This window comes from Pseudomonas sp. GL_139_B (genome assembly GCF_057834475.1).
Genome location: NZ_CM174403.1, coordinates 5031705 through 5055159, shown reverse-complemented (window position 1 = coordinate 5055159; position 23455 = coordinate 5031705). Strand labels below are relative to the sequence as shown.

At 57.4% G+C, this 23455-nt stretch carries 24 protein-coding genes; 12 read left to right on the top strand and 12 right to left on the bottom strand.

The genetic code is table 11. From position 1 onward, the window contains the following. Positions 1–26: 26 nt before the first annotated feature. On the bottom strand, positions 27–602 hold the full coding sequence (locus AC3ISI_RS23075; protein WP_489333960.1) for a hypothetical protein: 576 nt from the start codon (positions 600–602) through the stop codon (positions 27–29). A 518-nt stretch (positions 603–1120) separates the two neighbouring features. Here AC3ISI_RS23075 and AC3ISI_RS23070 point away from each other — a divergent pair. Continuing rightward, positions 1121–1747, top strand: a complete 627-nt coding sequence (locus AC3ISI_RS23070; RefSeq protein ID WP_010457667.1) for a response regulator transcription factor — start codon at positions 1121–1123, stop codon at positions 1745–1747. Between the two features lie 82 nt (positions 1748–1829). Here the strand turns inward: AC3ISI_RS23070 and AC3ISI_RS23065 are convergent, their stop codons facing one another. From AC3ISI_RS23065 to metG, 8 genes are all read right to left on the bottom strand, one after another. Next, positions 1830–2009 carry a PA3496 family putative envelope integrity protein gene (locus AC3ISI_RS23065; protein ID WP_007898493.1) on the bottom strand — a complete coding sequence of 60 codons (180 nt, stop codon included), beginning with the start codon at positions 2007–2009 and terminating at the stop codon, positions 1830–1832. 107 nt (positions 2010–2116) lie between these two features. Further along, positions 2117–2755: an endonuclease III gene (gene nth, locus AC3ISI_RS23060; RefSeq protein ID WP_027922850.1), complete on the bottom strand. Its 639-nt coding sequence runs from the start codon at positions 2753–2755 to the stop codon at positions 2117–2119. 29 nt (positions 2756–2784) lie between these two features. Then, positions 2785–3294, bottom strand: coding sequence for an Rnf-Nqr domain containing protein (locus AC3ISI_RS23055; RefSeq protein ID WP_489333959.1), 510 nt, complete (start codon positions 3292–3294; stop codon positions 2785–2787). Further along, positions 3287–3898 carry an RnfABCDGE type electron transport complex subunit G gene (locus tag AC3ISI_RS23050; RefSeq protein ID WP_489333958.1) on the bottom strand — a complete coding sequence of 204 codons (612 nt, stop codon included), beginning with the start codon at positions 3896–3898 and terminating at the stop codon, positions 3287–3289. Before AC3ISI_RS23050 ends, AC3ISI_RS23055 begins: the two co-directional genes overlap by 8 nt. Next, positions 3895–4881 (bottom strand): RnfABCDGE type electron transport complex subunit D, encoded by a 987-nt coding sequence (locus AC3ISI_RS23045; protein WP_489333957.1) that lies wholly within the window; start codon positions 4879–4881, stop codon positions 3895–3897. The genes AC3ISI_RS23050 and AC3ISI_RS23045 overlap by 4 nt, the downstream gene beginning before the upstream one ends. Beyond that, entirely contained in the window at positions 4868–6082 is a 1215-nt protein-coding gene (rsxB, locus tag AC3ISI_RS23040) for an electron transport complex subunit RsxB (RefSeq protein WP_489333956.1), read from the bottom strand. Before rsxB ends, AC3ISI_RS23045 begins: the two co-directional genes overlap by 14 nt. After that, entirely contained in the window at positions 6079–6648 is a 570-nt protein-coding gene (locus AC3ISI_RS23035) for an electron transport complex protein RnfA (protein WP_489333955.1), read from the bottom strand. Before AC3ISI_RS23035 ends, rsxB begins: the two co-directional genes overlap by 4 nt. Positions 6649–6790: 142 nt before the next feature. Beyond that, positions 6791–8842 carry a methionine--tRNA ligase gene (metG, locus tag AC3ISI_RS23030; RefSeq protein ID WP_489333954.1) on the bottom strand — a complete coding sequence of 684 codons (2052 nt, stop codon included), beginning with the start codon at positions 8840–8842 and terminating at the stop codon, positions 6791–6793. 267 nt (positions 8843–9109) lie between these two features. On the opposite strand from metG, the gene apbC reads away from it, so the two are divergent. Then, complete coding sequence (gene apbC / locus AC3ISI_RS23025; RefSeq protein WP_489333953.1) at positions 9110–10204, top strand: iron-sulfur cluster carrier protein ApbC; 1095 nt, start codon at positions 9110–9112, stop codon at positions 10202–10204. 132 nt (positions 10205–10336) lie between these two features. Here apbC and AC3ISI_RS23020 read toward each other — a convergent pair whose 3' ends face one another. Continuing rightward, positions 10337–11095: an SDR family oxidoreductase gene (locus AC3ISI_RS23020; RefSeq protein WP_489333952.1), complete on the bottom strand. Its 759-nt coding sequence runs from the start codon at positions 11093–11095 to the stop codon at positions 10337–10339. 166 nt (positions 11096–11261) lie between these two features. On the opposite strand from AC3ISI_RS23020, the gene AC3ISI_RS23015 reads away from it, so the two are divergent. From AC3ISI_RS23015 to ltrA, 5 genes are all read left to right on the top strand, one after another. Further along, a complete protein-coding gene (locus AC3ISI_RS23015) occupies positions 11262–11993 on the top strand; it encodes a HugZ family pyridoxamine 5'-phosphate oxidase (RefSeq protein ID WP_489333950.1) in 732 nt (243 codons plus the stop codon). A 66-nt stretch (positions 11994–12059) separates the two neighbouring features. Further along, positions 12060–12536 (top strand): FxsA family protein, encoded by a 477-nt coding sequence (locus tag AC3ISI_RS23010; RefSeq protein ID WP_489333948.1) that lies wholly within the window; start codon positions 12060–12062, stop codon positions 12534–12536. 248 nt (positions 12537–12784) lie between these two features. Next, on the top strand, positions 12785–13078 hold the full coding sequence (locus tag AC3ISI_RS23005; protein WP_019827816.1) for a co-chaperone GroES: 294 nt from the start codon (positions 12785–12787) through the stop codon (positions 13076–13078). 49 nt (positions 13079–13127) lie between these two features. Further along, entirely contained in the window at positions 13128–14768 is a 1641-nt protein-coding gene (gene groL, locus AC3ISI_RS23000; protein ID WP_489333947.1) for a chaperonin GroEL, read from the top strand. A gap of 511 nt (positions 14769–15279) precedes the next feature. Beyond that, the gene (ltrA, locus tag AC3ISI_RS22995; protein ID WP_489333946.1) at positions 15280–16572 is read left to right on the top strand and encodes a group II intron reverse transcriptase/maturase; all 1293 of its coding nucleotides are present in this window, start codon (positions 15280–15282) and stop codon (positions 16570–16572) included. A 178-nt stretch (positions 16573–16750) separates the two neighbouring features. On the opposite strand, the gene AC3ISI_RS22990 is transcribed toward ltrA, so the two are convergent. Then, positions 16751–17494, bottom strand: coding sequence for a phosphatase PAP2 family protein (locus AC3ISI_RS22990; protein ID WP_489333945.1), 744 nt, complete (start codon positions 17492–17494; stop codon positions 16751–16753). 54 nt (positions 17495–17548) lie between these two features. Continuing rightward, entirely contained in the window at positions 17549–19498 is a 1950-nt protein-coding gene (locus AC3ISI_RS22985; protein WP_489333944.1) for an LTA synthase family protein, read from the bottom strand. A gap of 204 nt (positions 19499–19702) precedes the next feature. On the opposite strand from AC3ISI_RS22985, the gene colR reads away from it, so the two are divergent. From colR to AC3ISI_RS22960, 5 genes are all read left to right on the top strand, one after another. Continuing rightward, on the top strand, positions 19703–20386 hold the full coding sequence (gene colR / locus AC3ISI_RS22980; protein WP_007948597.1) for a two-component system response regulator ColR: 684 nt from the start codon (positions 19703–19705) through the stop codon (positions 20384–20386). Next, a complete protein-coding gene (locus tag AC3ISI_RS22975; protein ID WP_489333943.1) occupies positions 20376–21671 on the top strand; it encodes a sensor histidine kinase in 1296 nt (431 codons plus the stop codon). The genes colR and AC3ISI_RS22975 overlap by 11 nt, the downstream gene beginning before the upstream one ends. 161 nt (positions 21672–21832) lie before the next feature. Continuing rightward, positions 21833–22501: a class I SAM-dependent methyltransferase gene (locus tag AC3ISI_RS22970; RefSeq protein WP_489337773.1), complete on the top strand. Its 669-nt coding sequence runs from the start codon at positions 21833–21835 to the stop codon at positions 22499–22501. Between the two features lie 4 nt (positions 22502–22505). Continuing rightward, positions 22506–23219 carry a lipopolysaccharide kinase InaA family protein gene (locus AC3ISI_RS22965; protein ID WP_489333942.1) on the top strand — a complete coding sequence of 238 codons (714 nt, stop codon included), beginning with the start codon at positions 22506–22508 and terminating at the stop codon, positions 23217–23219. A 2-nt stretch (positions 23220–23221) separates the two neighbouring features. Continuing rightward, entirely contained in the window at positions 23222–23449 is a 228-nt protein-coding gene (locus tag AC3ISI_RS22960; RefSeq protein WP_489333941.1) for a hypothetical protein, read from the top strand. Positions 23450–23455 lie beyond the last annotated feature (6 nt).

Below are 23455 nucleotides of genomic sequence, written 5' to 3'. Positions count from 1 at the left end.
AGTTGTCCTGTTCGGCTATCGGGCACTCAAGCCATAGTCGTCATACCCTGTGAGCTCACGTTGTAAGCGACACAGAACGCTGTGTTGCTGCGTTTCTTTGTTTGCTTTGAATGCTTGAGCGCGCTTTCTTTCAGTAACGCCTCTGAATCGCTACACGTGAGAAATACGATCAATTGTGCAGAGGGAGCCTGGACCTTCTCGATCAACGTGTTGAATTCCATTTTTTTGCTCATCCTTCGTACATCGACGATGTGTAGATCCTTCAGCAAGCCCGGTAACCGCACCTGATGCTCAATCCAGTTCTCGGTCGAGACTGCTCGTGCGTAACTACTATCCGATTGATCGGCGTTCTCCATCACCTTTATGAAATGTTTTCCCTTCTCAAAATCAGAGGGGGCGTACAGCGATCGGTAGTTAAAGTTGAGTGTTGCGAAGAATAGAAAAAGCAAATAAAAAGGGAAGCTGATAAGAAACCAGATGTAAATCTCGCGTTCATCATTATCGAGAAAGGGCAGAGAAATAGCCGCTGAAGTTTCAGACAGTGTTGCAAATACTGCGATGATCGTCATGGGGTTGGTGAGTCTTGATTTGGGTTTTATCATTTTTTCTGCTCATGAAAGAATATGTTTTCTCGATCTGTTAGTTTGGGTTGTTCATGTGTTTTGCGTTTTATTATGTCGGGTCGATTTTTTAGATCCGTTTAGTTTGGTTTATCGGGGGGGGTGGTGATTTTATACTAGCTGGATTTTTTGTGTGTCGGGTATGGTGGGTGTTCATGTTTTAAGTGAATTAAATTGATCTTTAAAGTTGGAGTGTTGCTCGATGTTGATTTTTTAAGCGTAGCTCAATCGCAGGTGTTTGTCGGGCGACACGTTCACTGTTCTGTCTCCTTTGTTTTTGGATGTAAATAGATACACAAAAATTTCAAAAAACGGGGTGCTGATAGGCAGGTAAAATTTAAGACACACAGTATTTGAGCATTTCTTGTAAGAATTATCCTTCTTGTTTGTAGGGAATGTCTCTCGGTGTGGGTCGCGGAGTGAGGCAGCATGCTATGGGTGAAGTGACTAGGCTATTGTGCGGGCTCTAAAAATTCGAACAGCGAAAATTGGAATTGCCCATGAATAAAGTGCTGATCGTGGATGATCACCCCGTCATTCGTCTTGCGGTACGTATGCTAATGGAGCGCCATGGCTACGAAGTCATTGCAGAAACAGATAACGGCGTGGATGCATTACAACTGGCCCGCGAACTTATGCCGGATATTGTCATTCTTGATATTGGAATACCGAAGCTGGATGGGCTGGAAGTTATTGCGCGACTGACAACGACGGCGATGCCACTTAAAGTGTTGATATTGACTTCACAAGCCCCTGGGCATTTTTCCATGCGTTGCATGCAGTCAGGGGCTGCAGGCTATGTTTGCAAACAGCAGGACCTCACTGAATTACTTAGTGCGATAAAAGCCGTTCTTTCAGGCTACAGTTACTTTCCGAATCAAGCGTTGCATACCGTACGGTCCAGTCTTGGCAATGCCAGTGAAGCCGATATGGTGGATCGTCTGTCCGGGCGCGAAATGATGGTGTTGCAACAGTTGGCCAGAGGCAAGACCAATAAGGAGATTGCCGATGGAATGTTCCTCAGCAATAAAACCGTCAGCACTTACAAAACTCGCCTGTTGTTGAAGCTCAATGCGCGCTCCTTGGTCGATCTGATCGAACTGGCTCAACGCAATGGTCTGGTTTAAGTGCCACTAACGGCTGATGAGGCGGCGCTCATCAGGAAACGGCACTTAGTAAAAAGCCTCCATTTCAGGAGGCTTTTAGGTGTTAAAGGTCAAAATCGTAATCGGCCAATTGCTTTTGAAGTCGGCGCTCCTCCAGCAAATTGTCGATGGTGCGGCGTTTGCTCAGGTTGGTCTTTGCCACTTCAACCACCGGTTCAGCGTCATCGGCCTCAACGGGTGTGAAGTCGTCTTCTACGTCCAATTGCTCTTTGCCAGTGCTCATCAGGTCAACTCCAGGCTAAGGCTGCCTTTGGGGCTCCTTATATCGACAATCGACCGGCGGGTAAAAAAGATTTTTTCAATCGATGGATCAATAAATCCAATAGTGCCTCAATCGTCCGAGGTCTTTTGCTTGTATTCGCACAAGTCCTCGATCCGGCAACTGCCGCAGCGGGGCTTGCGGGCCAGGCATACGTAGCGCCCATGAAGGATTAGCCAGTGGTGGGAGTCGAGCAAGTATTGCTTGGGTACAAACTTCATCAGTTTCTGCTCCACCTCGACCACATTTTTGCCGGGAGCAATGCCGGTGCGGTTGCTGACCCGGAAAATGTGGGTGTCCACCGCCATGGTCAATTGGCGAAAGGCAGTATTGAGCACCACGTTTGCCGTCTTGCGGCCGACGCCGGGTAGCGCTTCCAGTTCCTCGCGAGTTTGCGGCACTTCGCCGCCATGACGCTCCACCAACAGGCGACAGGTTTCGATCACGTTTTTCGCTTTGCTGTTAAACAAACCGATCGTCTTGATGTATTCCGACAGTCCCTCGACGCCCAGCGCATAGATCGCCGCCGGTGTATTGGCCACGGGATAGAGTTTGGCGGTGGCCTTGTTGACGCCGACATCGGTCGACTGGGCGGAAAGAATCACGGCAATCAGCAATTCGAATGGCGATGAATAGGCCAGTTCAGTCTTCGGTTCCGGGTTGTCTTCGTGAAACCTGCGGAAAATTTCCAAGCGTTTTGCGGCGTTCATGGGCGATGCGTTTCCTGAAAAACAGTCAATCAATGTGAGGACGTCGAGCGGGTCCAGGCCTGACGAGCGGCGATCAACACTCCCAACAGAATGAACCCGCCGGGGGCCAGCGTGGCGAGGTGCAGGCCACCGTTGCCAAGCAGTTCGCGCAGCAGGCCCAGGCCGACCATCAGCGCGCCAAACAGGGCGCACAGGCGCAAGCGATCAAGACGTGGGCTCTGGAAGAAACCGTTGTACTCCAGCACAACGCATTGCAGGGCAATCAGCCCAGCATAAAGCGCTACTGGTTGGTGCCATTGGAGTGACCAGACTTGTGCGGCCATTTGCGCGCAGCTGGTGAGCATGGCGGCCAGCAGGAGGCAGGCAGGCAAGCGGGCTGACGGAACCAGCCGGGATCTCAAGGCCCACATGCCAGCGCCATAAGCGCTGATCACTACGATGAACATCAGCCACAGTCCCAGCGCCGCCGCCCAGGAAGTCGTGGTGCCGATCAGGGGCGCAAGCATCAACGAGTTTTGCAGGGTCGAGGACTTAGTCATGGATGCTACTCCCGCTCAATTGTTGGCGGTGTTCATCGAAGTAGCGTAATGCGTCGTGAATGGCACTGATCACCGCCCTGGAAGTGCTGGTTGCCCCCGCCACCTGATCGAATTGCCCCTGATCCTTTTTCAGGGCCCAGCCAGCGTCGTCGGGGTCGCTTCGAGACTTGTCGGCAAATGCCTGGAGCCAGGTGTTGGGCCAGTCGGCGATCTTGCCACCCAGCCCCGGAGTTTCCGATTGCTTGAGGGTTTTGACTCCCAATAACTTGCCGTTGGGATCGATGGCAATCAGCAATTCGATTGAGCCTTCGTAGCCCATGGTCTGACTGCGCAGCAATACCGCGCTCGGCTGACCTGCCTTGGTCGCCAGGTAGCCGCCCAGCAGTGTGCTGTTGGGCAACGTGATGTTGGCGAGGACGAGCGGCTGTTCCAGCGGTTGATTGTCGTAGCTTTGCGGTGGTAGCAGGTCGAGCAGGTGGCGGCTATCGATCAGCCGTTGTTCAGCGGCAATGCGGGGGGCGCTGATGCGTTGCACGAGGTAGCTCGCGCTGATTCCCAGCCCGGCTACCAGCACCAGAATGACAACGCTGGACGCTCGGCTCATGGGGTCACTTCCTGTCTGGACGCGACAAAGCGCTCCAGCGCTGGCACACAAAGGTTCATCAGCAGCACGGCAAATGCCACGCCGTCCGGGTAGCCACCCCAGGTCCGTATCAAGTAAGTCAACAAGCCTGCGCCGATACCAAAAAGCAACCGGGCACCAGCGCTTTTGGCGCCGGACACCGGTTCCGTGACAATGAAAAATGCTCCCAGCATGGTGGCGCCGGTCAGCAGATGAAACAGGGGGGAGCCATGGGAGTCGGAGCCCGAGCCGTTCCAGCACAGCAGGCTGATGACGAACAGGCTGGCGAGCATGCCGACCGGCGCATGCCAGCTGAACACCCGCCGTTGCAGGAGAAAGGCGCCACCGCCCAGAAAGGCCAGGTTGACCCATTCCACGCCGCGTCCGCCGAAATGGCCGAATGCCGGGTTGCCGGCGAAGAGTTCGTCCATGGTCAGGCTTTTATTGATGCGCAGGCTGTCCAGTGCGGTGGCCTGGGCCCAGGCATCTGGTGCAGCGCTGAAGCTGAATCCGAAAATCTGTTGCAGGCCGCTGAGCAAGTCCATGCCGTGGGAGGACGGCCAGTGCGTCATTTGCTGGGGAAAGGCCACCAGCACCAGGGCGAAACCGAGCATTGCCGGGTTGAACGGGTTCTTGCCAACGCCGCCATACAGTTGTTTGCCGAACAGCGCGAACGCCGTCGCAGAGACCGTCAGCCACCACGGGCAGTACGGCGGTAACGCCAGTGCCAGTAACGTCGCGCTGACCAGCGCACTGCCGTCGCTCAAGGTTGGCTTAAGCGGGCGCTGGCGCAGCCGCAACACGGCGCCCTCAACCGCCAGCGCGGTAGCGGCCGCCAGTATCAGGTTGATCAATACGCCCCAGCCATACAGCCAGAACAACGTCAGCATTCCCGGCACGGTGGCCAGCAACACCAGTTTCATGGCCTGCTGGAGGCGTTCGTCCACCGATTCAAGGGGCGACATAGGCATCCACCTGGCGCTGGGCTTCCAGCAAGCGTGCGCGGGCCTTGTCGATCAATTCGCTTGGGGTGTCCGCACCTCGTTCAAGTTTGCTGACGTCGGCTCGGGCGTAGGCCAATTCGGTTTTCAGTTGTCGAAGTTGGCTGTCGATGGGGCGCTTTTCGACTCGCGTCAGGTCTGGCAGCGGTTGTTCACTCGCCGCTTCAGCGACGTGCAAGGCCTGTTCTGCCTCATTGAGTGCGCGTTGCAGGGTGTCGATCTGTTCGGCCGGTGCTTCGTTAGTCTGGGCTTTCTTGAACTCGGCGCGGCGCATGGCCAACTGGATCTTCGCCCGTTTCAACTCGGCGTCCTTCGCCGGGGCAACCGGTGTCGGGGCTGGCGGTGAACTGCTTTCCAGTCGTGCCAAAGCCTGTTCGGCGGCCTCGAACTGTTGTTGCAGCACGATCAGTTGCGACTGCTGCTCGAAGGTCGGTGGGTGCCCGAAGGCCTTGAGCGACTTGTTCAGTTGCGCCCGACTCATCGCCAGATCGATCTTGGCCTTTTTCAACGCTGCATCGGCGTTGGCCGCTTTTTGCGCGCGCACGCGTTCAAGCGCTGCCTGTACCGGGTCGAGCGTCGTCACTTCACTTTGCACAACGGTGCGTTGGGCGCGGGCCTGACGTTCCGCGAGTTTCTGTTGTTCCTCGCGCTGCAAGCGGGCATTGCGCTGTTGGAATCGACGCCGTGCATGGTTGCGCTTGGCGGCGCGAGCCTGTTGCTCTTCAAGGCTGAAGGCCAGGCCCCCGACAATCGGCAGCACTGTGACCAGCGGCAACGGTCGCATCTCGATGCAGTCTACCGGGCAGGGCGCCACGCAAAGGTCGCACCCGGTGCATTCGTCGACGATCACCGTGTGCATCAACTTGGCCGCGCCAACAATGGCGTCAACCGGGCAGGCCTGGATGCATTTGGTGCAGCCGATGCATTCGGCTTCGCGAATATAGGCAATTTGCGCTGGGGCTGAACCGCGACTGGTGTCCAGTTCCAGCACCGGTACTTTCAGCAGTTCGGCCAGGGCTGCAATGGTTTCGCTGCCGCCGGGCGGGCACTTGTTGATCGGCTCGCCGCTGGCGATGCCTTCGGCGTAGGGCTTGCATCCGGGGTGGCCACACTTGCCGCATTGAGTTTGCGGCAGGAGGGCGTCGATGCGTCGAATCAGACTCATGTTTTGATCAGTCCGCTAAATCCGAGAAATGCCACTGCGATCAGTCCGGCACCGATCAACTCGATTGGCAGGCCGCGAAAGGGCAGGGGGATATCGTTATCGAGTGTGCGCTGGCGCAAATCGCTGAACAGGCTCAGCACCAGCCAAAACCCCAGTCCGGTGCCAAGGCTCAGGAAGGTGGCATGAAAGAATCCCCTGTCGTCCTGAGCGTTGAGCAACGTCAACCCGAGCACGCCAGCGTTGCCCAAAAGCAGCAGCCAGAGCCCGTCGAACGCCAAATTGGGCAACAGCCGCGACAGCGCTTTCAACAACGGTCCGATCAACAACACGCTTAAGGGCAAGAATGCGAACAGGCGTAGCGACGTCAGCTCCAGCGGCACCAGCAGCCAACGGTCGGCGGTATAGCCCAACGTGCCAACCAACAGCATCAAACAGGTGGTCGCGATGCCCAGCGCATGGACTTGCCGGTGCTCGTTACCCAGCAGTGGATCAGCGCCCAGCGGCCAGTGCAACACGACATTGTTGATCAGGGCTGCGCTGATAAGCGTAAGAAGTATCTCGGTCATGATCGTGCCGGCAAGAACGGGGGCTTTTTAACGAGTGGTCTAAAAAGCTTAGGCATTATCCGGCAAGGACGGAGGGTGGGCCAGATATGAAAATCCCACAGTCGCGTCAGGCACGACTGTGGGATTGATTTACTGCAAGACCTTACTTGATGCGTTGACCCGGCTTGGCGCCGCTATCAGGGCTGAGCAGGTAGATTTCTTCGCCACCAGGGCCCGCCGCCATCACCATGCCTTCGGAGATGCCGAACTTCATTTTCCGTGGCTTGAGGTTGGCGATCATCATGGTCAGGCGACCATTGAGCTTGGATGGATCCGGATAAGCACTCTTGATCCCGGAGAATACGTTGCGTTGCTCGTCACCGATGTCCAGGGTCAGGCGCAGCAACTTGTCAGCACCTTCCACGTGTTCAGCTTTGAGAATCAACGCGACACGCAAGTCGACTGCAGCGAACGCGTCGAACTCGATCTCCGGCGACAGCGGGTCCTTGGCCAGTTCGCCGTTGCCGGCCGGTGCGGCTTCGCCGGTGTCGGTTGCGCTGGCGGTCAGGTCTTCTTTCGAAGCGTCGCTCATGGCCTGCACTTTTACCGGGTCGATGCGGGTCATCAACGGTTTGAACTCGTTCAGCTGATGATTGCTGAGCAAGGTCGCGTGGTCATTCCAGGTCAGCGGCGCGACGTTGAGGAACGCCTCGGCGTCGGCGGCCAGCAATGGCAGGACCGGCTTGAGGAAGATCACCAACTGGCGGAACAGGTTGACGCCCAAAGCGCAAATGGCCTGGACTTCGTCCTGCTTGCCTTCCTGTTTGTTCAGCGACCACGGTGCCTTGTCGGCGATCCAGGCGTTGGCACGGTCGGCCAGGCCCATGATTTCACGCATGGCACGGGCGAAGTCGCGAGCCTCGTAAGCCTCGGCGATGCTCGGCGCAGCCGCCAGGAACGCGTCGGTCAGTTCCGGCGCGGCATTACCCGCAACCAGCACACCGGCGTTGCCTTTGTGAATGAAGCCGGCGCAACGGCTGGCGATGTTGACGACTTTGCCGACCAGGTCCGAGTTGACCTTCTGCACGAAGTCTTCAAGGTTCAGATCGAGGTCGTCGACGCCACGGCTCAGCTTGGCTGCGTAGTAGTAGCGCAGGTATTCCGGCGACAGGTGATCCAGATACGTCCGGGCTTTGATGAAGGTGCCACGGGACTTGGACATTTTCTGACCGTTGACGGTCAGGTAGCCGTGCACGTTGATGCCGGTCGGTTTACGGAAACCGGCGCCTTCGAGCATGGCTGGCCAGAACAGGGCGTGGAAGTTGACGATGTCCTTGCCGATGAAATGGTACAGCTCGGCCGTGGAGTCCTTGCCCCAGAACGCGTCGAAGTCCAGCTCCGGCGTGCGGTCGCACAGGTTCTTGAAGCTGGCCATGTAGCCGATCGGTGCATCCAGCCACACATAGAAGTATTTACCCGGCTCGTCAGGAATCTCGAAACCGAAGTACGGCGCATCGCGGGAGATGTCCCACTGTTGCAGGCCGGCGTCCAGCCATTCGGCGATCTTGTTGGCCACGGCGTCTTGCAGGGTGCCGCTGCGGGTCCAGGTTTGCAGCATCTCCTGGAAGTCCGGCAGCTTGAAGAAGAAGTGTTGGGAATCTTTGAGCACCGGCGTGGCGCCAGAGATAGCCGACTTTGGGTCCTTCAGATCAGTCGGCGCGTAGGTCGCACCGCATTTTTCGCAGTTGTCGCCGTACTGGTCTTCGGTGCCACATTTCGGGCAGGTGCCCTTGATGAAACGGTCGGCCAGGAACATTTTCTTTTCCGGGTCGAAGTACTGCGTGATCGAGCGCTGGGCGATGTGCCCGGCGTCGCGCAGCTTCAGGTAGATCTGGCTCGACAGCTCACGGTTTTCTTCGGCGTGAGTGGAGTGGAAGTTGTCGAAGTCCACCAGGAACTCGGCAAAGTCGGCGCTGTGTTCAGCCTGGACGTTGGCGATCAGTTGTTCCGGGGTGATGCCTTCCTTTTCCGCGCGCAACATGATCGCCGAACCGTGGGCGTCGTCGGCGCAGACATAAATGCATTGATTGCCGCGGTGCTTCTGGAAACGCACCCACATATCGGTCTGGATGTATTCCAGCATGTGGCCAAGATGGATCGAACCATTGGCATAGGGCAGGGCGCTGGTGACGAGGATCTTGCGTGGCTCGGACATGGGGCTCGGCTACTTGATGAAACGGAGGTCGGCCACTATAAAGCGCTGGCGCATATTTTTCACCTTGTGAGCCTGTTTCATTGGATGAGTGACGAGGATTCACGCAACGGATCACGCCTCTGTAGGAGCCCGGCTTGCCAGCGATGGCGTATTGACGCCTCGGCGTGGGCGAGTCCATCCAATTACAGATCTGTTCGGCATCCCGCCAAGCGATCAGAACAGGTACGATACCCACCTGATTTTCCAGTCTTGCTATCGGAGTTGCCCATGAGCGCCGTCAATCGCGCAGCGGTGGAAGCCGTCCTTCGCCAATACACCGACCCTTATCTGAACCAGGATCCGGTCAGCGCCGGATGCGTGCGCGATATCCAGATCCAGGGCGATCGCGTCAGTGTCCAGCTGGAGTTGGGTTACGCCGCCGGGCTGTTCAAAAGTGGCTGGTCACAGCTGCTGCAAATGGCCATTGAAGGCCTGGACGGCGTGATGACCGCTCGCGTTGAGATCACCAGCGTGATTGCCGCGCACAAGGCTCAGGCGCAGATTCCGGGGCTGGCGAACGTGAAAAACGTGGTGGCGGTGGCGTCCGGCAAGGGCGGAGTAGGCAAGTCCACCACCGCCGCGAACCTGGCGCTGGCGCTGGCCCGTGAAGGCGCCAAGGTCGGGATTCTCGACGCGGACATCTATGGTCCGAGCCAGGGCATCATGTTTGGTATTCCGGAAGGTACCCGACCAAAGGTGAAGGATCAGAAGTGGTTTGTGCCGATCGAGTCGCATGGCGTTGAAGTGATGTCGATGGCATTCCTGACCGACGACAACACACCCATGGTCTGGCGTGGGCCGATGGTGTCCGGTGCGCTGCTGCAACTGGTGACCCAGACCGCCTGGGGCGACCTGGATTACCTGGTCATCGACATGCCGCCAGGCACCGGTGACATTCAGCTGACCCTGGCACAGAAAGTCCCCGTGGCGGGTGCCGTGATCGTCACCACCCCGCAAGATCTGGCCCTGTTAGACGCGCGCAAAGGCGTGGAGATGTTCCGCAAGGTCAACATCCCGGTGCTGGGCGTGGTGGAAAACATGGCCGTGCACATCTGCTCCAACTGCGGGCATGCCGAGCATCTGTTCGGTGAAGGAGGCGGGGTGAAGCTGGCCAACCAGTATGGCGTCGAACTGTTGGCCTCGTTGCCACTGTCGATGGTCATTCGCGAGCAGGCCGATGGCGGCAAACCAACGGTGATCGCCGAGCCGGACAGCCAGATTGCGATGGTGTACCAGGAACTGGCCCGCCACGTCGGCGCGCGGATCGTGTTGCAGGAAGCGGTGTCGCCGGCGATGCCGAACATCTCCATCAGCGACGATTGATATCTATCAATCAACACTGAAACCTGTGGGAGCGAGCTTGCTCGCGATAGCGGATTAACATTCAACAGATTTGTTGACTGAACCGCCGCTATCGCGAGCAAGCTCGCTCCTACAGTTGATTTTGCGGTGGATTTAGATCCGCAACCCGCCATCCATCTCGAGAATCCGGCCGGTGTAGTAGTCGTTCTCGAAAATGTACGCCGCCGAATGGGCGATCTCTTCCGATTTACCCATGCGCTTGAGCGGAATACCGGCGGTCATCTTGTCCAGCGCTTCAGGCTTCATCCCCAGCGTCATCTCGGTTTCGATAAAACCCGGTGCAATGCCCGCCACGCGGATGCCGTAGCGCGCCAGTTCCTTGGCCCAGGTCACGGTCGCCGCAGCGACACCGGCCTTGGCGGCCGAGTAGTTGGTCTGACCGACGTTGCCGGCGCGGGAGATCGAGGAGATATTGATGATCGCGCCGCTGTTGTTCAGCTCGACCATTTTGGCCGCAACTTCACGGGTGCACAGGAACACGCCGGTCAGGTTGACGTCGATGACGGCCTGCCATTGGGCCAGGCTCATCTTGGTCATTTCGCCGTCCTTGACCTTCAGCAGCAGACCGTCGCGCAGAATCCCGGCGTTGTTGATCAGGCCGTGGATAGCGCCAAAATCTTCGGCGACCTGGGCGACCATGTGGGTCACTTGCTCTTCATTGGCTACGTTGCACAGGTAGCTGCGCGCCTCGGCACCTTTGGCCTTACAAGCTGCGACGGTGTCGTCGAGCTTTTCCTGGTTCAGGTCCACCAGCGCCAGTTTCGCGCCTTTGGCGGCGAAATACTCGGCCATGGAACGACCTAAGCCCTGGCAACCGCCAGTGATAATGATTACTTTGTCAGTGAGTTGCATTCGCATGCCCCAATTGCAGGTCAGAGTGGGTTTCCTTGGAGAGGGCCTCTCGATCTGCGCCGGATGAGGCCTGGCTGCACATGAGAACTGCCCGAATGGCGCGCTGAATACTTATCCCCAGCCGCCTGTCCGTTTTTTCGACGGATTCTATTTAAGGAGTCATAAATTGAGCGTAGAAGCGGCCAAGAATGCCCGAAAATTGCTTCTCAAGGAATACCGGGGGGTGCTGTCGACCCATTCCAAGTCAATGCCGGGTTACCCGTTTGGCTCTGTGGTTCCTTACTGTCTGGATGAACAGGGCCGGCCGCTGATCCTTATCAGCCGCATCGCTCAGCACACGCATAACCTTCAGAAAGATCCAAAATGCTCTCTGTTTGTGGGCGAACGCGAGGCCGACGATGTACAAGCCGTTGGTCGGCTGACCTACCTCGCCGAAGCAGAACAGCTTGTGGACGAGGCCGCCATTGAAGCGGCGGCCCAGCGTTACTACCGCTATTTCCCTGATTCGCAGAGCTACCACAAGGCGCACGATTTCGATTTCTGGGTGCTCAAACCCGTACGTCACCGCTACATCGGCGGCTTCGGCGCGATTCATTGGGTCGATCAACTGACATTGGCCAACCCGTTTGCCGGCAAGGCTGAAGTGAGCATGGTCGAGCACATGAATGCCGATCATGCCAAAGCCATTGCGCACTACGTCGAACTGGCGGGCCTGCCGAAAACCGAACCGGCGCAACTGGCCGGCATCGACACCGAAGGCATGCATTTGCGTATTGGTCAGGCGCTATACTGGTTGCCGTTTCAAGCGCCTTGTAATACGCCGACACAAGTCCGGGAAGCCTTGGTTTCTCTGGCTCACGCCGAGCATTGGCCCAGTAATGACGTCGCCGGCGCTTGAATTCACGAAACGGCGACGTCATCTAGGGAAGACTGGCAAGGCATTCTTGCGTTGAGGAACCATTTGATGCGCCCTTTTTTGTTGCTCTTTGTACTGTTCCCGGTGTTGGAACTGTTCGTATTCGTCAAAGTCAGTGGGGCAATCGGGTTTTTCCCGGCCCTGCTACTGATCATTCTTGGCTCGATGCTCGGCGTGTTCGTGCTGCGTATCGCCGGTCTGGCCACTGCACTGCGTGCCCGTGAAAGCCTGAGTCGTGGCGAGCTGCCGGCCCAGACCATGCTGGAAGGCCTGATGCTGGCCCTGGCAGGCGGTCTATTGATCCTGCCGGGCTTCGTCAGTGATGTGCTGGGCCTGATCATGCTGCTGCCGTTCTCTCGTCGACTGCTGGCCAACAAAATGCGCCAGCGCGCCGAGGAAGCCGCGATCCGTCAGCGTGCATTCGCTGACGACCTTCGGCCGCGCGGCGGCCCTGTACCGCGCGAGCCGCTGGGCCGTGAGCCCAATGTGATCGAAGGCGAGTTCGAGCACCGCGACGCCAAGTAAATCGTTTCACCTGCACGGCACCTTCGGGTGCCGTGTTCGTTTTCGGGTCATCGATGTAAAAAATTTCGATCCCCGCCCTTGTAATGAGCTTATGTGCCCTTATGTAACGGTCACCGCAAGGTTTCTGGCAATCATGCCAGACAGACTTCCGCGTCTCGCTTGTCGAGCCGCACCCGGCACCGCCGGATTTTGTTAAACCCGCCGGGAGTACACCGGCCGATGAAAACCACAATTAGGAGAGATCGACAATGAAGCTTCGTCCTCTGCATGACCGCGTCGTCATCCGTCGCAGCGAAGAAGAAAAGAAAACCGCTGGCGGTATCGTCCTGCCAGGTTCGGCTGCTGAAAAAGCCAACAGCGGTGAAATTCTGGCAGTCGGCACTGGCCGCGTGCTGGACAACGGTGAAGTGCGTGCACTGGCCGTTAAAGTGGGCGACAAGGTTGTGTTCGGTCCTTACTCCGGCAGCAACACCGTGAAAGTTGATGGCGAAGACCTGCTGGTAATGGCTGAGAACGAGATTCTCGCTGTTATCGAAGGCTGATTCCCCGCTCATTTTCCCGCTACTACAAAGTATTTAAGGAATATCGATCATGGCTGCTAAAGAAGTTAAATTCGGCGATTCCGCCCGCAAAAAAATGCTCGCCGGTGTCAACGTCCTGGCTGACGCAGTAAAAGCGACCCTGGGCCCTAAAGGCCGTAACGTGATCATCGAGAAGAGCTTCGGCGCTCCGACCATCACCAAGGACGGCGTTTCCGTTGCCAAAGAAATCGAGCTGAAAGATCGCTTCGAAAACATGGGCGCGCAACTGGTCAAAGACGTTGCCTCCCGTGCCAACGATGACGCAGGCGACGGTACTACCACCGCTACCGTTCTGGCTCAATCGATCGTCAACGAAGGCCTGAAAGCCGTCGCTGCCGGCATGAACCCGATGGACCTGAAGCGCGGTATCGACAAAGCGACCATCGCTATCGTCAAAGAGCTCAAAGCCCTGTCCAAGCCTTGCGCTGACACCAAGGCCATCGCTCAGGTCGGCACCATCTCGGCCAACTCCGACAACTCCATCGGCGACATCATTGCCGAAGCCATGGAAAAAGTCGGTAAAGAAGGCGTGATCACCGTTGAAGAAGGCTCGGGCCTGGAAAACGAACTGTCGGTTGTTGAAGGCATGCAGTTCGACCGTGGCTACCTGTCCCCGTACTTCGTCAACAAGCCAGAGACCATGACTGCCGAGCTGGACGGTCCGCTGATCCTGCTGGTCGACAAAAAGATCTCGAACATCCGCGAAATGCTGCCAGTGCTGGAAGCCGTTGCCAAAGCCGGCCGTCCATTGCTGATCGTGGCCGAAGACGTTGAAGGCGAAGCCCTGGCGACTCTGGTTGTAAACAACATGCGTGGCATCGTTAAAGTCGCAGCCGTCAAGGCTCCAGGCTTCGGCGACCGTCGCAAGGCCATGCTGCAGGACATCGCTGTCCTGACTGGCGGTACCGTAATCTCCGAAGAGATCGGTCTGAGCCTGGAAAGCACTACCCTGGAGCACCTGGGTAATGCCAAGCGCGTCATCCTGTCCAAAGAAAACACCACCGTGATCGACGGCGCCGGCGTTGAGGCTGATATCCAGGCTCGCGTTCTGCAAATCCGTCAGCAAGTGGCCGACACTTCGTCCGACTACGACCGTGAAAAACTGCAAGAGCGTCTGGCCAAACTGTCCGGCGGCGTTGCAGTGATCAAGGTTGGCGCTGGTTCCGAAGTTGAAATGAAAGAGAAGAAAGCCCGCGTTGAAGACGCCCTGCACGCAACCCGTGCAGCCGTTGAAGAAGGCGTGGTACCTGGCGGCGGCGTGGCACTGGTTCGCGCTCTGCAGGCTATCTCCGAACTGAAAGGCGACAATGCTGATCAAGACGTTGGTATCCAGTTGCTGCGTCGCGCTGTTGAAGCGCCACTGCGCCAGATCGTTGCCAACTCCGGCGACGAGCCAAGCGTGGTGGTCGACAAGGTCAAGCAGGGTTCGGGTAACTACGGTTACAACGCTGCTACCGGCGAATACGGCGACATGATCGAAATGGGCATCCTCGACCCGGCTAAAGTGACTCGTTCGGCTCTGCAGGCAGCGGCTTCCATCGCCAGCCTGATGATCACCACCGAAGCCATGATCGCCGAGATCAAGGACGACGCTCCAGCTGGCGGCATGCCAGACATGGGCGGTATGGGCGGCATGGGCGGCATGATGTAAGCCAGCCTTACCCCAGTAATGAAAAACCCCGCCTGCGAAAGCAGGCGGGGTTTTTTTTGGTGCGCCCAGCATGGGCGCAATCTTGTGGGTGAAAGTCCCGCCGTAAGCTGACCACAGCGAACGAAGTGAAGCGCAACTGCATGAGGGTGACCGAGTGTGGGGAGGAAGCGTGAATCGAAGCCGTGAGCCGATGGACAAGAACCGGATACAAGGCGAAGCCGATCAGGGCGAGCGAGCCAAAAATCGCGAAGCTCTTGTGGTCAAAGATCAGGCTGCGTAAATCCGGCGGTTGTGCGGGGAAGGATTGCGTTCTTACCTGGGGAGATCTCGCCTCGTGCCTGAAAGGGCGACGGCGCCAGCCGGAGCGAGAAGTCAGCAGAGGCCGTAGTAGTCTTTTTTTTTTGACGAAGGGCCGAACGAGAGAAAGCGTTATAGGCCATGTTGATGCGAACGACCGGAAGTCAGATGCCTGCCAAACGCGGGGCGGATCGAGACTGCGAGCGGTGAAGCCGTGAGAAGCTCCGTCAGTGACGAGGTCAATCGCCCGCAAGATGAAACCGACAACGCAGGGCAAGGGCTACTGGAACGGGCCTTTGCGAGAGAAAACCTGAAGCGGGCATGGAAGCGGGTCAAGGCCAACAAAGGGGCAGCGGGAGTCGATGGTCTGGATATTGAACGGACTGCCGAACACTTGTTAACCCAGTGGGCAGCGATTCGTGAACAGCTTCTCTCAGGTGTCTACCGGCCCAGTCCGGTACGACGTGTGGTCATTCCCAAACCTGACGGCGGTCAACGCGAGTTGGGTATCCCGACGGTCACCGACCGTTTGATCCAACAAGCGCTGCTACAAGTCCTGCAGCCATTACTCGATCCGACTTTCAGTGAACACAGCTACGGCTTTCGCCCGGGACGCTGCGCGCAAGACGCCGTGTTGGCAGCTCAGCGCCACGTGTCTTCGGGCCGAAAAGTGGTGGTGGATGTGGATCTGGAGAAGTTCTTTGACCGGGTCGACCACGACATTTTGATGGATCGTTTACGCAAGCGGATTGCGGATCGGGCGGTTATCCGGCTGATTCGGGCGTATCTGGATGCAGGAACGCTGATCAATGGCGTGGTCGAGAAAAGCCGCTGCGGGGCGCCGCAAGGCGGCCCGCTGTCGCCGTTGTTGGCGAATGTGCTGTTGGACGAAGTGGATCGGGAGCTTGAGCGTCGAGGTCATTGTTTCGTGCGCTATGCCGACGATGCGAATGTGTATGTCCGTAGTCGCAAGGCAGGGCAGCGGGTGATGGCCTTGCTGAAGCGTGTGTATGACAAGCTGCACTTGAGCGTCAACGAGAGCAAGAGTGCGGTGGCGAGTGCGTATGGTCGCAAGTTTCTGGGCTACGCCTTCTGGGCATCTCCACAAGGCGTCAAAAGAGCGGTAGCGATCAAGGCGCGCAAGCAGTTCAAGCAACGGATACGCGAGCTCACCCGTCGCTCAGGCGGTCGCAGTATGCGACAAGTTGTGGAGAATCTACGCCCTTATCTCTTGGGCTGGAAAACTTACTTTGGGTTGTCGCAAACACCGAAAATCTGGCGAGAGCTGGATGAATGGATACGACACCGACTGCGAGCGATCCAGCTTAAGCAATGGAGGCGTGGACCGACGATCTACCGCGAACTGCGGACGTTGGGAGCCAGCAGCCAATCGGCCCGGAAAGTGGCGGCCAACTCGCATAGCTGGTGGCGTAACAGCCGATTTGAGCTGAATCGAGTGTTGGATTTGGCGTGGTTCGACAGGCTGGGACTGGTGCGACTCTCATAACCTCAATCTCTCGAACCGCCCGGTGCGGACCCGCATGCCGGGTGGTGTGGCAGGGGAGCGGCCTATGAAGGCTGCCCCCTATGCCGATTCCTGATTCGGGTAAGTCAGGAGACCGAGTCGCCGCCATCGCGGGCAAGCCACGCTCCCACAGGGGACTGCGTTAACCTGTGAGGTCAGCTCAGGCGCTGACAGCTTTTGCCTTGGCCACCGACTCAACCTTGGAAGCCGGTCGGTACAGAAGGTAGTAATACGACCCCAGGCAAATCAGCCAGCAGAAAATCGCGGTCCAGACGTTGTGCGAAAAGAAGTGCGCCCCCTGCATCATCCGGCCAATGGAGAACACCGAGCCCAGGGCAAAAGCGAAGACAAGCGCCGCTCGAGCCATGCGCGGGCGGCGGTCACGCAACACGAAGAACAAGGCAAACAGCGTGAAACCGGTGGCAGCATGACCACCCGGCCAGCAACGGCCAGGTTTGTCCGTGTGCGGTCGAGGGCTCAGCAATTCGCTGTATGTCTCGTGGCCGCCGAATTGCTCAAGGCTCCATGGACATTGCACCGCCGTCACCGCTTTCATGGGGGTGACAAAGGAAGTCGCCAGCCCCAGAGATAGCACGAGGCAGCCCAGCTCCCGTTTGAACGGCTTGAGCCTGCTCATGAAAAACGAGCCGATGAAGCCGAAGACGGCTAAAACCGAGAACGCGATGACCACTTGCTTGGCGCGGTCATGCAGGATGTCTTCCAGGAAGTAACTGTGGCGTCCGATAAAATCCCCTGCCACCGGATCGTAGAACAGTTTGGCAAGGTCCATGTCCAGGGATGTCAGTTCGAGCAGCACCAGAATGATCGCCGCGACGGCGGGGATGCCCAGGCACACCCAGAAATTGAGGGGGCGAGAGGCAGGACGGACAACGGTTGATGACATGGTGGATCCTGAACAGGGAAACAAGCCCCAGGGCATCAGCCTGGGGCGATTCGGTTAACGGTCGCTGACTTGGCCGGCACCCTCCTTGGGCGCCTTCCAGCCAAGCAGCTGTTGCTTGAAGCCATAACTGGCCGTTTGGTAATAGGTAATCGCACGGGTGATCAATGGATCGTTGGCGGTGGCACGGGACTCGCGACTGTCGGTCAGCGCGTCATCATGTCGACGCAACCCTTGGCGCGGGCTAAGGATCGCCAGATCCTTACCGTCAAACAACCCCAGGTGTTGATAATTGCCAACCACCACTCGCGGTGGCAGCGGATTGTCCTGCAACAGGTTGCGACCAAAGAACGTCGATTCATAATCCAGATTCAGCAAACCCAGCAAGGTGGGCGCGAGGTCGATTTGGCTGGCCAGTTGTGCGGTCTCACGGGCTTCGATCAACTTCGGTGCATAAATGAACAGCGGAATCTGATAGTTACTGATCGGCAAGTCTTCTTTACCGGCGCTGCCAGCGGTGTGATCGGCGACGAAGATGAAGATTGTATTGTCAAACCAGGGCTTTTTGCGCGCCTGATCAAGGAACTGACCAATGGCATAGTCTGTGTATTTCACTGCACCGTTACGGCCATCACCGGATTTGATGTCGATCCGATTCTCCGGATAGGTGTAAGGGCGGTGGTTGGACGTGGTCATCAGTTGCAGTAGAAACGGCTGTTGCTTCGCATAGTCGGCGTCAGCCAGTTTAAGCGTCTGCTTATACAAATCTTCGTCGGCCATACCCCAGGCATTCTTGAAGTGAATCTCTGCCTCATCGACGCTGCTCTGGTCGACTACACGGTAACCATTGCCGCTGAAAAACGCGTTCATGTTGTCGAAATAGCCGCGCCCACCATAAACAAACACGCTGTCGTAACCGACGGCGTTGAGTTGCTGGCCGAGACTGGCAAAACCGCTTTCACGCCCTACGCGCTTGACGATTGAGCGCCCCGGTGTCGGTGGGATGGCCAGAGTGATTGCTTCCAGGCCCCGGTCAGTACGGGTGCCAGTGGCGTAAAAGTTGTTGAAATACAGGCTCTGTTTGCGCAAGGCATCGAGGTTGGGCGTCAGGTTGAACTGGTTGCCATTGCTGCCCATGTATTTGGCGCTGAAGCTTTCGATGGTCACCAATATGATATTGGGTTTGCGCAGGGTGCCAGGATTATCGATATCCCGACGGATGTCTTGCGGGTCGGTGCCGATGAAGCGCGCATTTGGTTCGCTTAGCTCGGCCCGAATCTGCTGTGCGACAACGTCACTCGGCAAGGTGCTGTAAAACTGCGTGTAATCCAGTTCGTTGTTACGGAACGCTGCAAAAAATTGGTACGGACCGTTACTCGCCAGCTCGTTTTGGTAGGCGTTACCGCCTTGTGCGCGAGGCGAGTCCTGGCTGAGCAATTGCAGGCTCAACCCAGCAACGATCAATAACCCCAGGGCATTCAGCAGGCGCCCGCGCAAGGGTGGAAGCGGGGCATTCATCGCGGCATTGAAGGGCTTGCGTAATACGAAGCTCAGGCCCACGGCCAGGACCGCGAGCAGGCTCAGTAGCTTACCGATCGGATAGGATTCGAGCAGGTTGTTCAGTACTTCGTCGGAATACACCAGGTAGTCGACGGCGATGAAATTGAAGCGCACACCAAATTCATCCCAGAACAGCCACTCGGCCACCGCGGTAAAGAGCATGGCGAACAGGCTGACCGTCAGAAGCCCCTGAAGAAACCAGCGATGAGCGCGCAAACGCCACAGGCCCGGTGGACACAGCAGCAAGTAGAGGCCCATTGGCAGTGCCGCATAGGCAATAAAGCCCAGGTCATAAATCAAGCCGATGCCGAACACTGACAGGAAGCCGCTACCGGCCTCGTCCAGATGAGTGAGCAGCAGAACCGTTCGGGTCAGAAAGAAAATGGCCAGCCAGGCACCGGCGACCAGCAGGAGAAAGCGCATGGGAGCCGTCTTGAAGAAGTCCATGTTGTGTACATTCCTTATTATCAGTTACGCGGGATCTTCACCCGACCGCTGTAGTCAGGGTGTGAATCCATAGTGAAAAACGTGTTAACTCTATCATTTGGTTGTGCGAATTGATTCCTCCTGTCCGCAACCCTAGCCCTGAGCCACACTTGGCCTTAAGCTGCGCGGGCCAAGACGGCCGTTACTGTGTACGGAGGAGTGCCCATGCGAATTCTATTGGTTGAAGACAACCGCGATATCCTGGCCAACCTGGCTGATTATCTGGGCCTCAAAGGCTACACCGTGGATTGTGCACAAGACGGTCTGTCTGGCCTGCACCTGGCGGCCACAGAGCATTACGACTTGATCGTGCTTGATATCATGCTGCCAGGCATCGACGGTTACACCCTGTGCAAACGCCTGCGCGAAGACGCCCGTCGCGATACACCGGTGATCATGCTCACCGCTCGCGATCAACTGGATGACCGGCTGCAAGGCTTCAAATCCGGCGCTGATGATTACCTGATCAAACCTTTTGCCCTGTCTGAACTGGCCGCGCGGATCGAGGCGGTGATGCGCCGCACTCAAGGTGGCGGTCGTCGTACGTTGCAGGTTGGCGATCTGGCCTACGACCTCGATACCCTGGAAGTGACCCGCGAAGGCCGACTGCTCAAGCTCAACCCGGTGGGCTTGAAATTGCTGGCCGTGCTGATGCAGAAAAGCCCGCACGTACTGCGCCGCGAAATACTCGAAGAGGCGCTGTGGGGCGACGACTGCCCGGACAGTGACAGCCTGCGTAGCCACGTCCATCAACTGCGTCAGGTCATCGACAAGCCATTCGCCAAGCCATTGCTGCAAACCGTTCACGGTGTAGGTTATCGCCTGGCCGAGGGCCGTGATGGAGTTTAAGCAGAGCCTTGCTCAACGAATCATCATCGCCTTTGCGCTGATGAGCGCATTGGTGGCTGGCGCTTTTGCCATGGGCATTGTGGCGACCGTACACGTGGTGGAAGAAAAACTGATTTCGTCCGGTCTGGGCGGTGACTTGAACCGTCTGTTGCTGATGGACAGCATGTCAGACTGGAACCACCGTCCCGAGCCGGACCAGTTGTTCTACTTCAGTGGTGGGGCAGGCGATTTCGAACTGCCAAAGGATTTGCGCAACCTGGACTCGGGTTTTCACGAGGTTTTTCGCGATCATTTGTCTTATCACGCCATGGTCGAAATCGTCGACGGCCGGCGTTATGTTTTGCTTCAGGACCAAAGCGATTTCGAAGAGCGTGAGCGGGTGCTGTTTGCCGTGGTGTTAGTGGGCTTCGTGCTGAGCCTGGCGCTGGCAGTTTTTCTCGGTTGGGTCCTGGCGCGCAAAGTCATGGCGCCGGTGGTCCGTCTGGCTCGGCAGGTGCGTCATCGTGATCAGTTGTTAGGGCTGGCGCCGCCCCTGGCGCCCGACTATGCGGCCGACGAAGTAGGCGAGCTGGCTGTTGCCTTCGACGCCACCCTCGGGCGCTTGCGCCAGGCGTTGAACCGCGAGCGGTTGTTTACCAGTGACGTCAGCCACGAACTGCGTACGCCATTGATGGTGCTGGCCAGTTCCTGTGAGCTGCTGTTGGAAAACCCCGGTATCGATCAGCGCGGCCACGCCCAGGTCGAGCGCATTGCCCGGGCCTGTGAAGAGATGCGAGAGCTGGTACAAACCTTTCTGATGCTGGCCCGCGCACAGCGTGAAGACGCGAGCATGTCGCCCCAGCAGAACGTGAAGCAGGTCGCTGACGGGCTGCTCAATCTGTGGCGAGAGCCCATTGAAATGAAGGGGCTGACGCTGATTTTCGAGCCAGGCCCCCCTCCAGCCACCAGTTACAACGCAACCCTCTTGCACGCGGTAATGGGCAACTTGTTGCGCAACGCTCTGCATTACACCGAACGCGGGTTCATTCGCCTGACCCTCACGGCCACGGGTTTTTTGGTCGAGGACAGTGGTGTGGGCATTCCAGAGGACAAGCGCGAAGCGATGTTCGAGCCTTTCGTGCGGGGGTCCGAAAAGCGCGGCGAAGGCCTGGGGCTGGGGTTGTCGCTGGTGCAGCGGATTTGTGAGAACCAGGGCTGGACTGTCAGCCTGACGACAATGGAGCCCAATGGCTGTCGTTTTCAGGTCGAATTAGAGGTCGAGTTACCGGCGTCGAATGCCAGTTGATTGAATGGTCACGGTGAGATGCCATGAGCTATTGTTATCATCCTGTAAAATCTTGAAATAGTTCGAAGTTTTACTCAACGAAATTTTCACAAACACACGACCTTGCACTGACACTAAACTACCTAAGGTTGATGACATCAGCATTTCAGGAGACCTTGATGATGGACGACCCGATCAAACTTGATTTTTCCGAAAAATACGACGATCAACACGCTCAACACTACCTGCGCAAGCATCAGGATGGGCTCGGTCGCAAGTTGTCCCACTGGCGTGACGTTCAGCTGGCGCGCAAGGCGCTGAAGCTGGTCGGTGATCCTGGACTTGTACTCGATTTGCCATGCGGTGCCGGGCGTTTCTGGCCAATGCTGGCGGAAAAAGCCAACCGTGCGATCATCGGTGCCGACAACTCTGAGTCGATGGTGAAGATTGCCATGCAGTCGCAACCCGCCGACGTGGTCAAACGTGTACAACCCTTGCACACCTCTGCCTTCGACATCGCCTTGCCTGATAACGCTGTCGACAGCATTTTCTGCATGCGTTTGCTGCACCACATCGGTGAATCCGAACATCGAATGGCCATTTTTCGCGAATTCCAGCGTGTCTCCCGTGACAGCGTGATCCTTTCGTTGTGGGTGGACGGTAACTTCAAGGCCTGGAAACGCAAGCGTTCAGAAGCGCGGCGTGGGCAGGAAGGTTACCAAAACCGCTTTGTGCTACAGGCCGCAACGGTGGAAAAGGAGTTTGAGCAGGCGGGTTTCCGTATCCAGGAAAAACTGGACTTCATACCGCTCTACGCGATGTGGCGCGTTTACGTATTACGCAAGAGGTAACAGGATGGCAGTGCAATCGGCAGCAGAAAAGGAAGTCGCTCCCCAGGATCGCTTCGACTATTTCTGGAACCAGCGCGGTGAATGGGTAGAAGAACCCAACATTCGCCGCGGTGGAGAGAGTGGCGTGCAGCGCGTTACGGACAGCAGTGGACAGTTGCTTTACGCCAAGCGTCAGACCGGCCATATCTATCGCAGCTGGTTGCACCCGTTCGGCCGACCGACCGTATTGCGTGAGCAAGATGCCCTCATCGGCCTGCGCAAGCTCGACGTGCGGGTTCCTGAAATCGTTTTCTGCGGCGCACAGCGCGACCCTGTGCACAAATGGCGCGCATTGCTGGTGACCAAGTCGCTGGATGGCTTCGAGGAAATCGAACACTGGTACGCCGGTGGTGGCCGTGAGCGTCATGGCGAAGCGGTGCATGAGCGCGTCTTGAAAGACCTGGCCGAGAACCTCGCCCGTATGCACAAGGGCCGTTGGCAGCACAGTTGCATCTACATCAAGCACGTATTTTTGCGTGTCACCGGTGAAGGCGAGTCGGCCAAGCCGGAAATCGCCTTGATCGATCTGGAGAAGTGCCGGCAGCGTATGACCGCTTCTCAAGCGGCCGCTCATGACATGAAGCAACTGCGTCGCCACTCGTCGTTCAGCGCTGCGGATTGGAAAAAACTCGTCTACTTTTACGAGACGGCGTTTGGCAGCGCTATCAAAGGTTTATAGCGATGAAACTGGAAATTGCGCGAGGTTTGTTTTTGGTTGGAGCCTTGGCAGTTGCTACATTGGCGATGGCTGCATGGGAGCAGCCTCGCACGCAGGTCCTCAGTTCAGTGGGCGGCGATGCCCACTGTCCAATACCGCGGGCAATCAAAGCCTCCGCGGCTGCGCAACCCGACCACGATTTGTTGTTGCTGATGTTCGGGCTTGCTCAGGGAGTGAGGCCGCAAAGTTGAACAGAT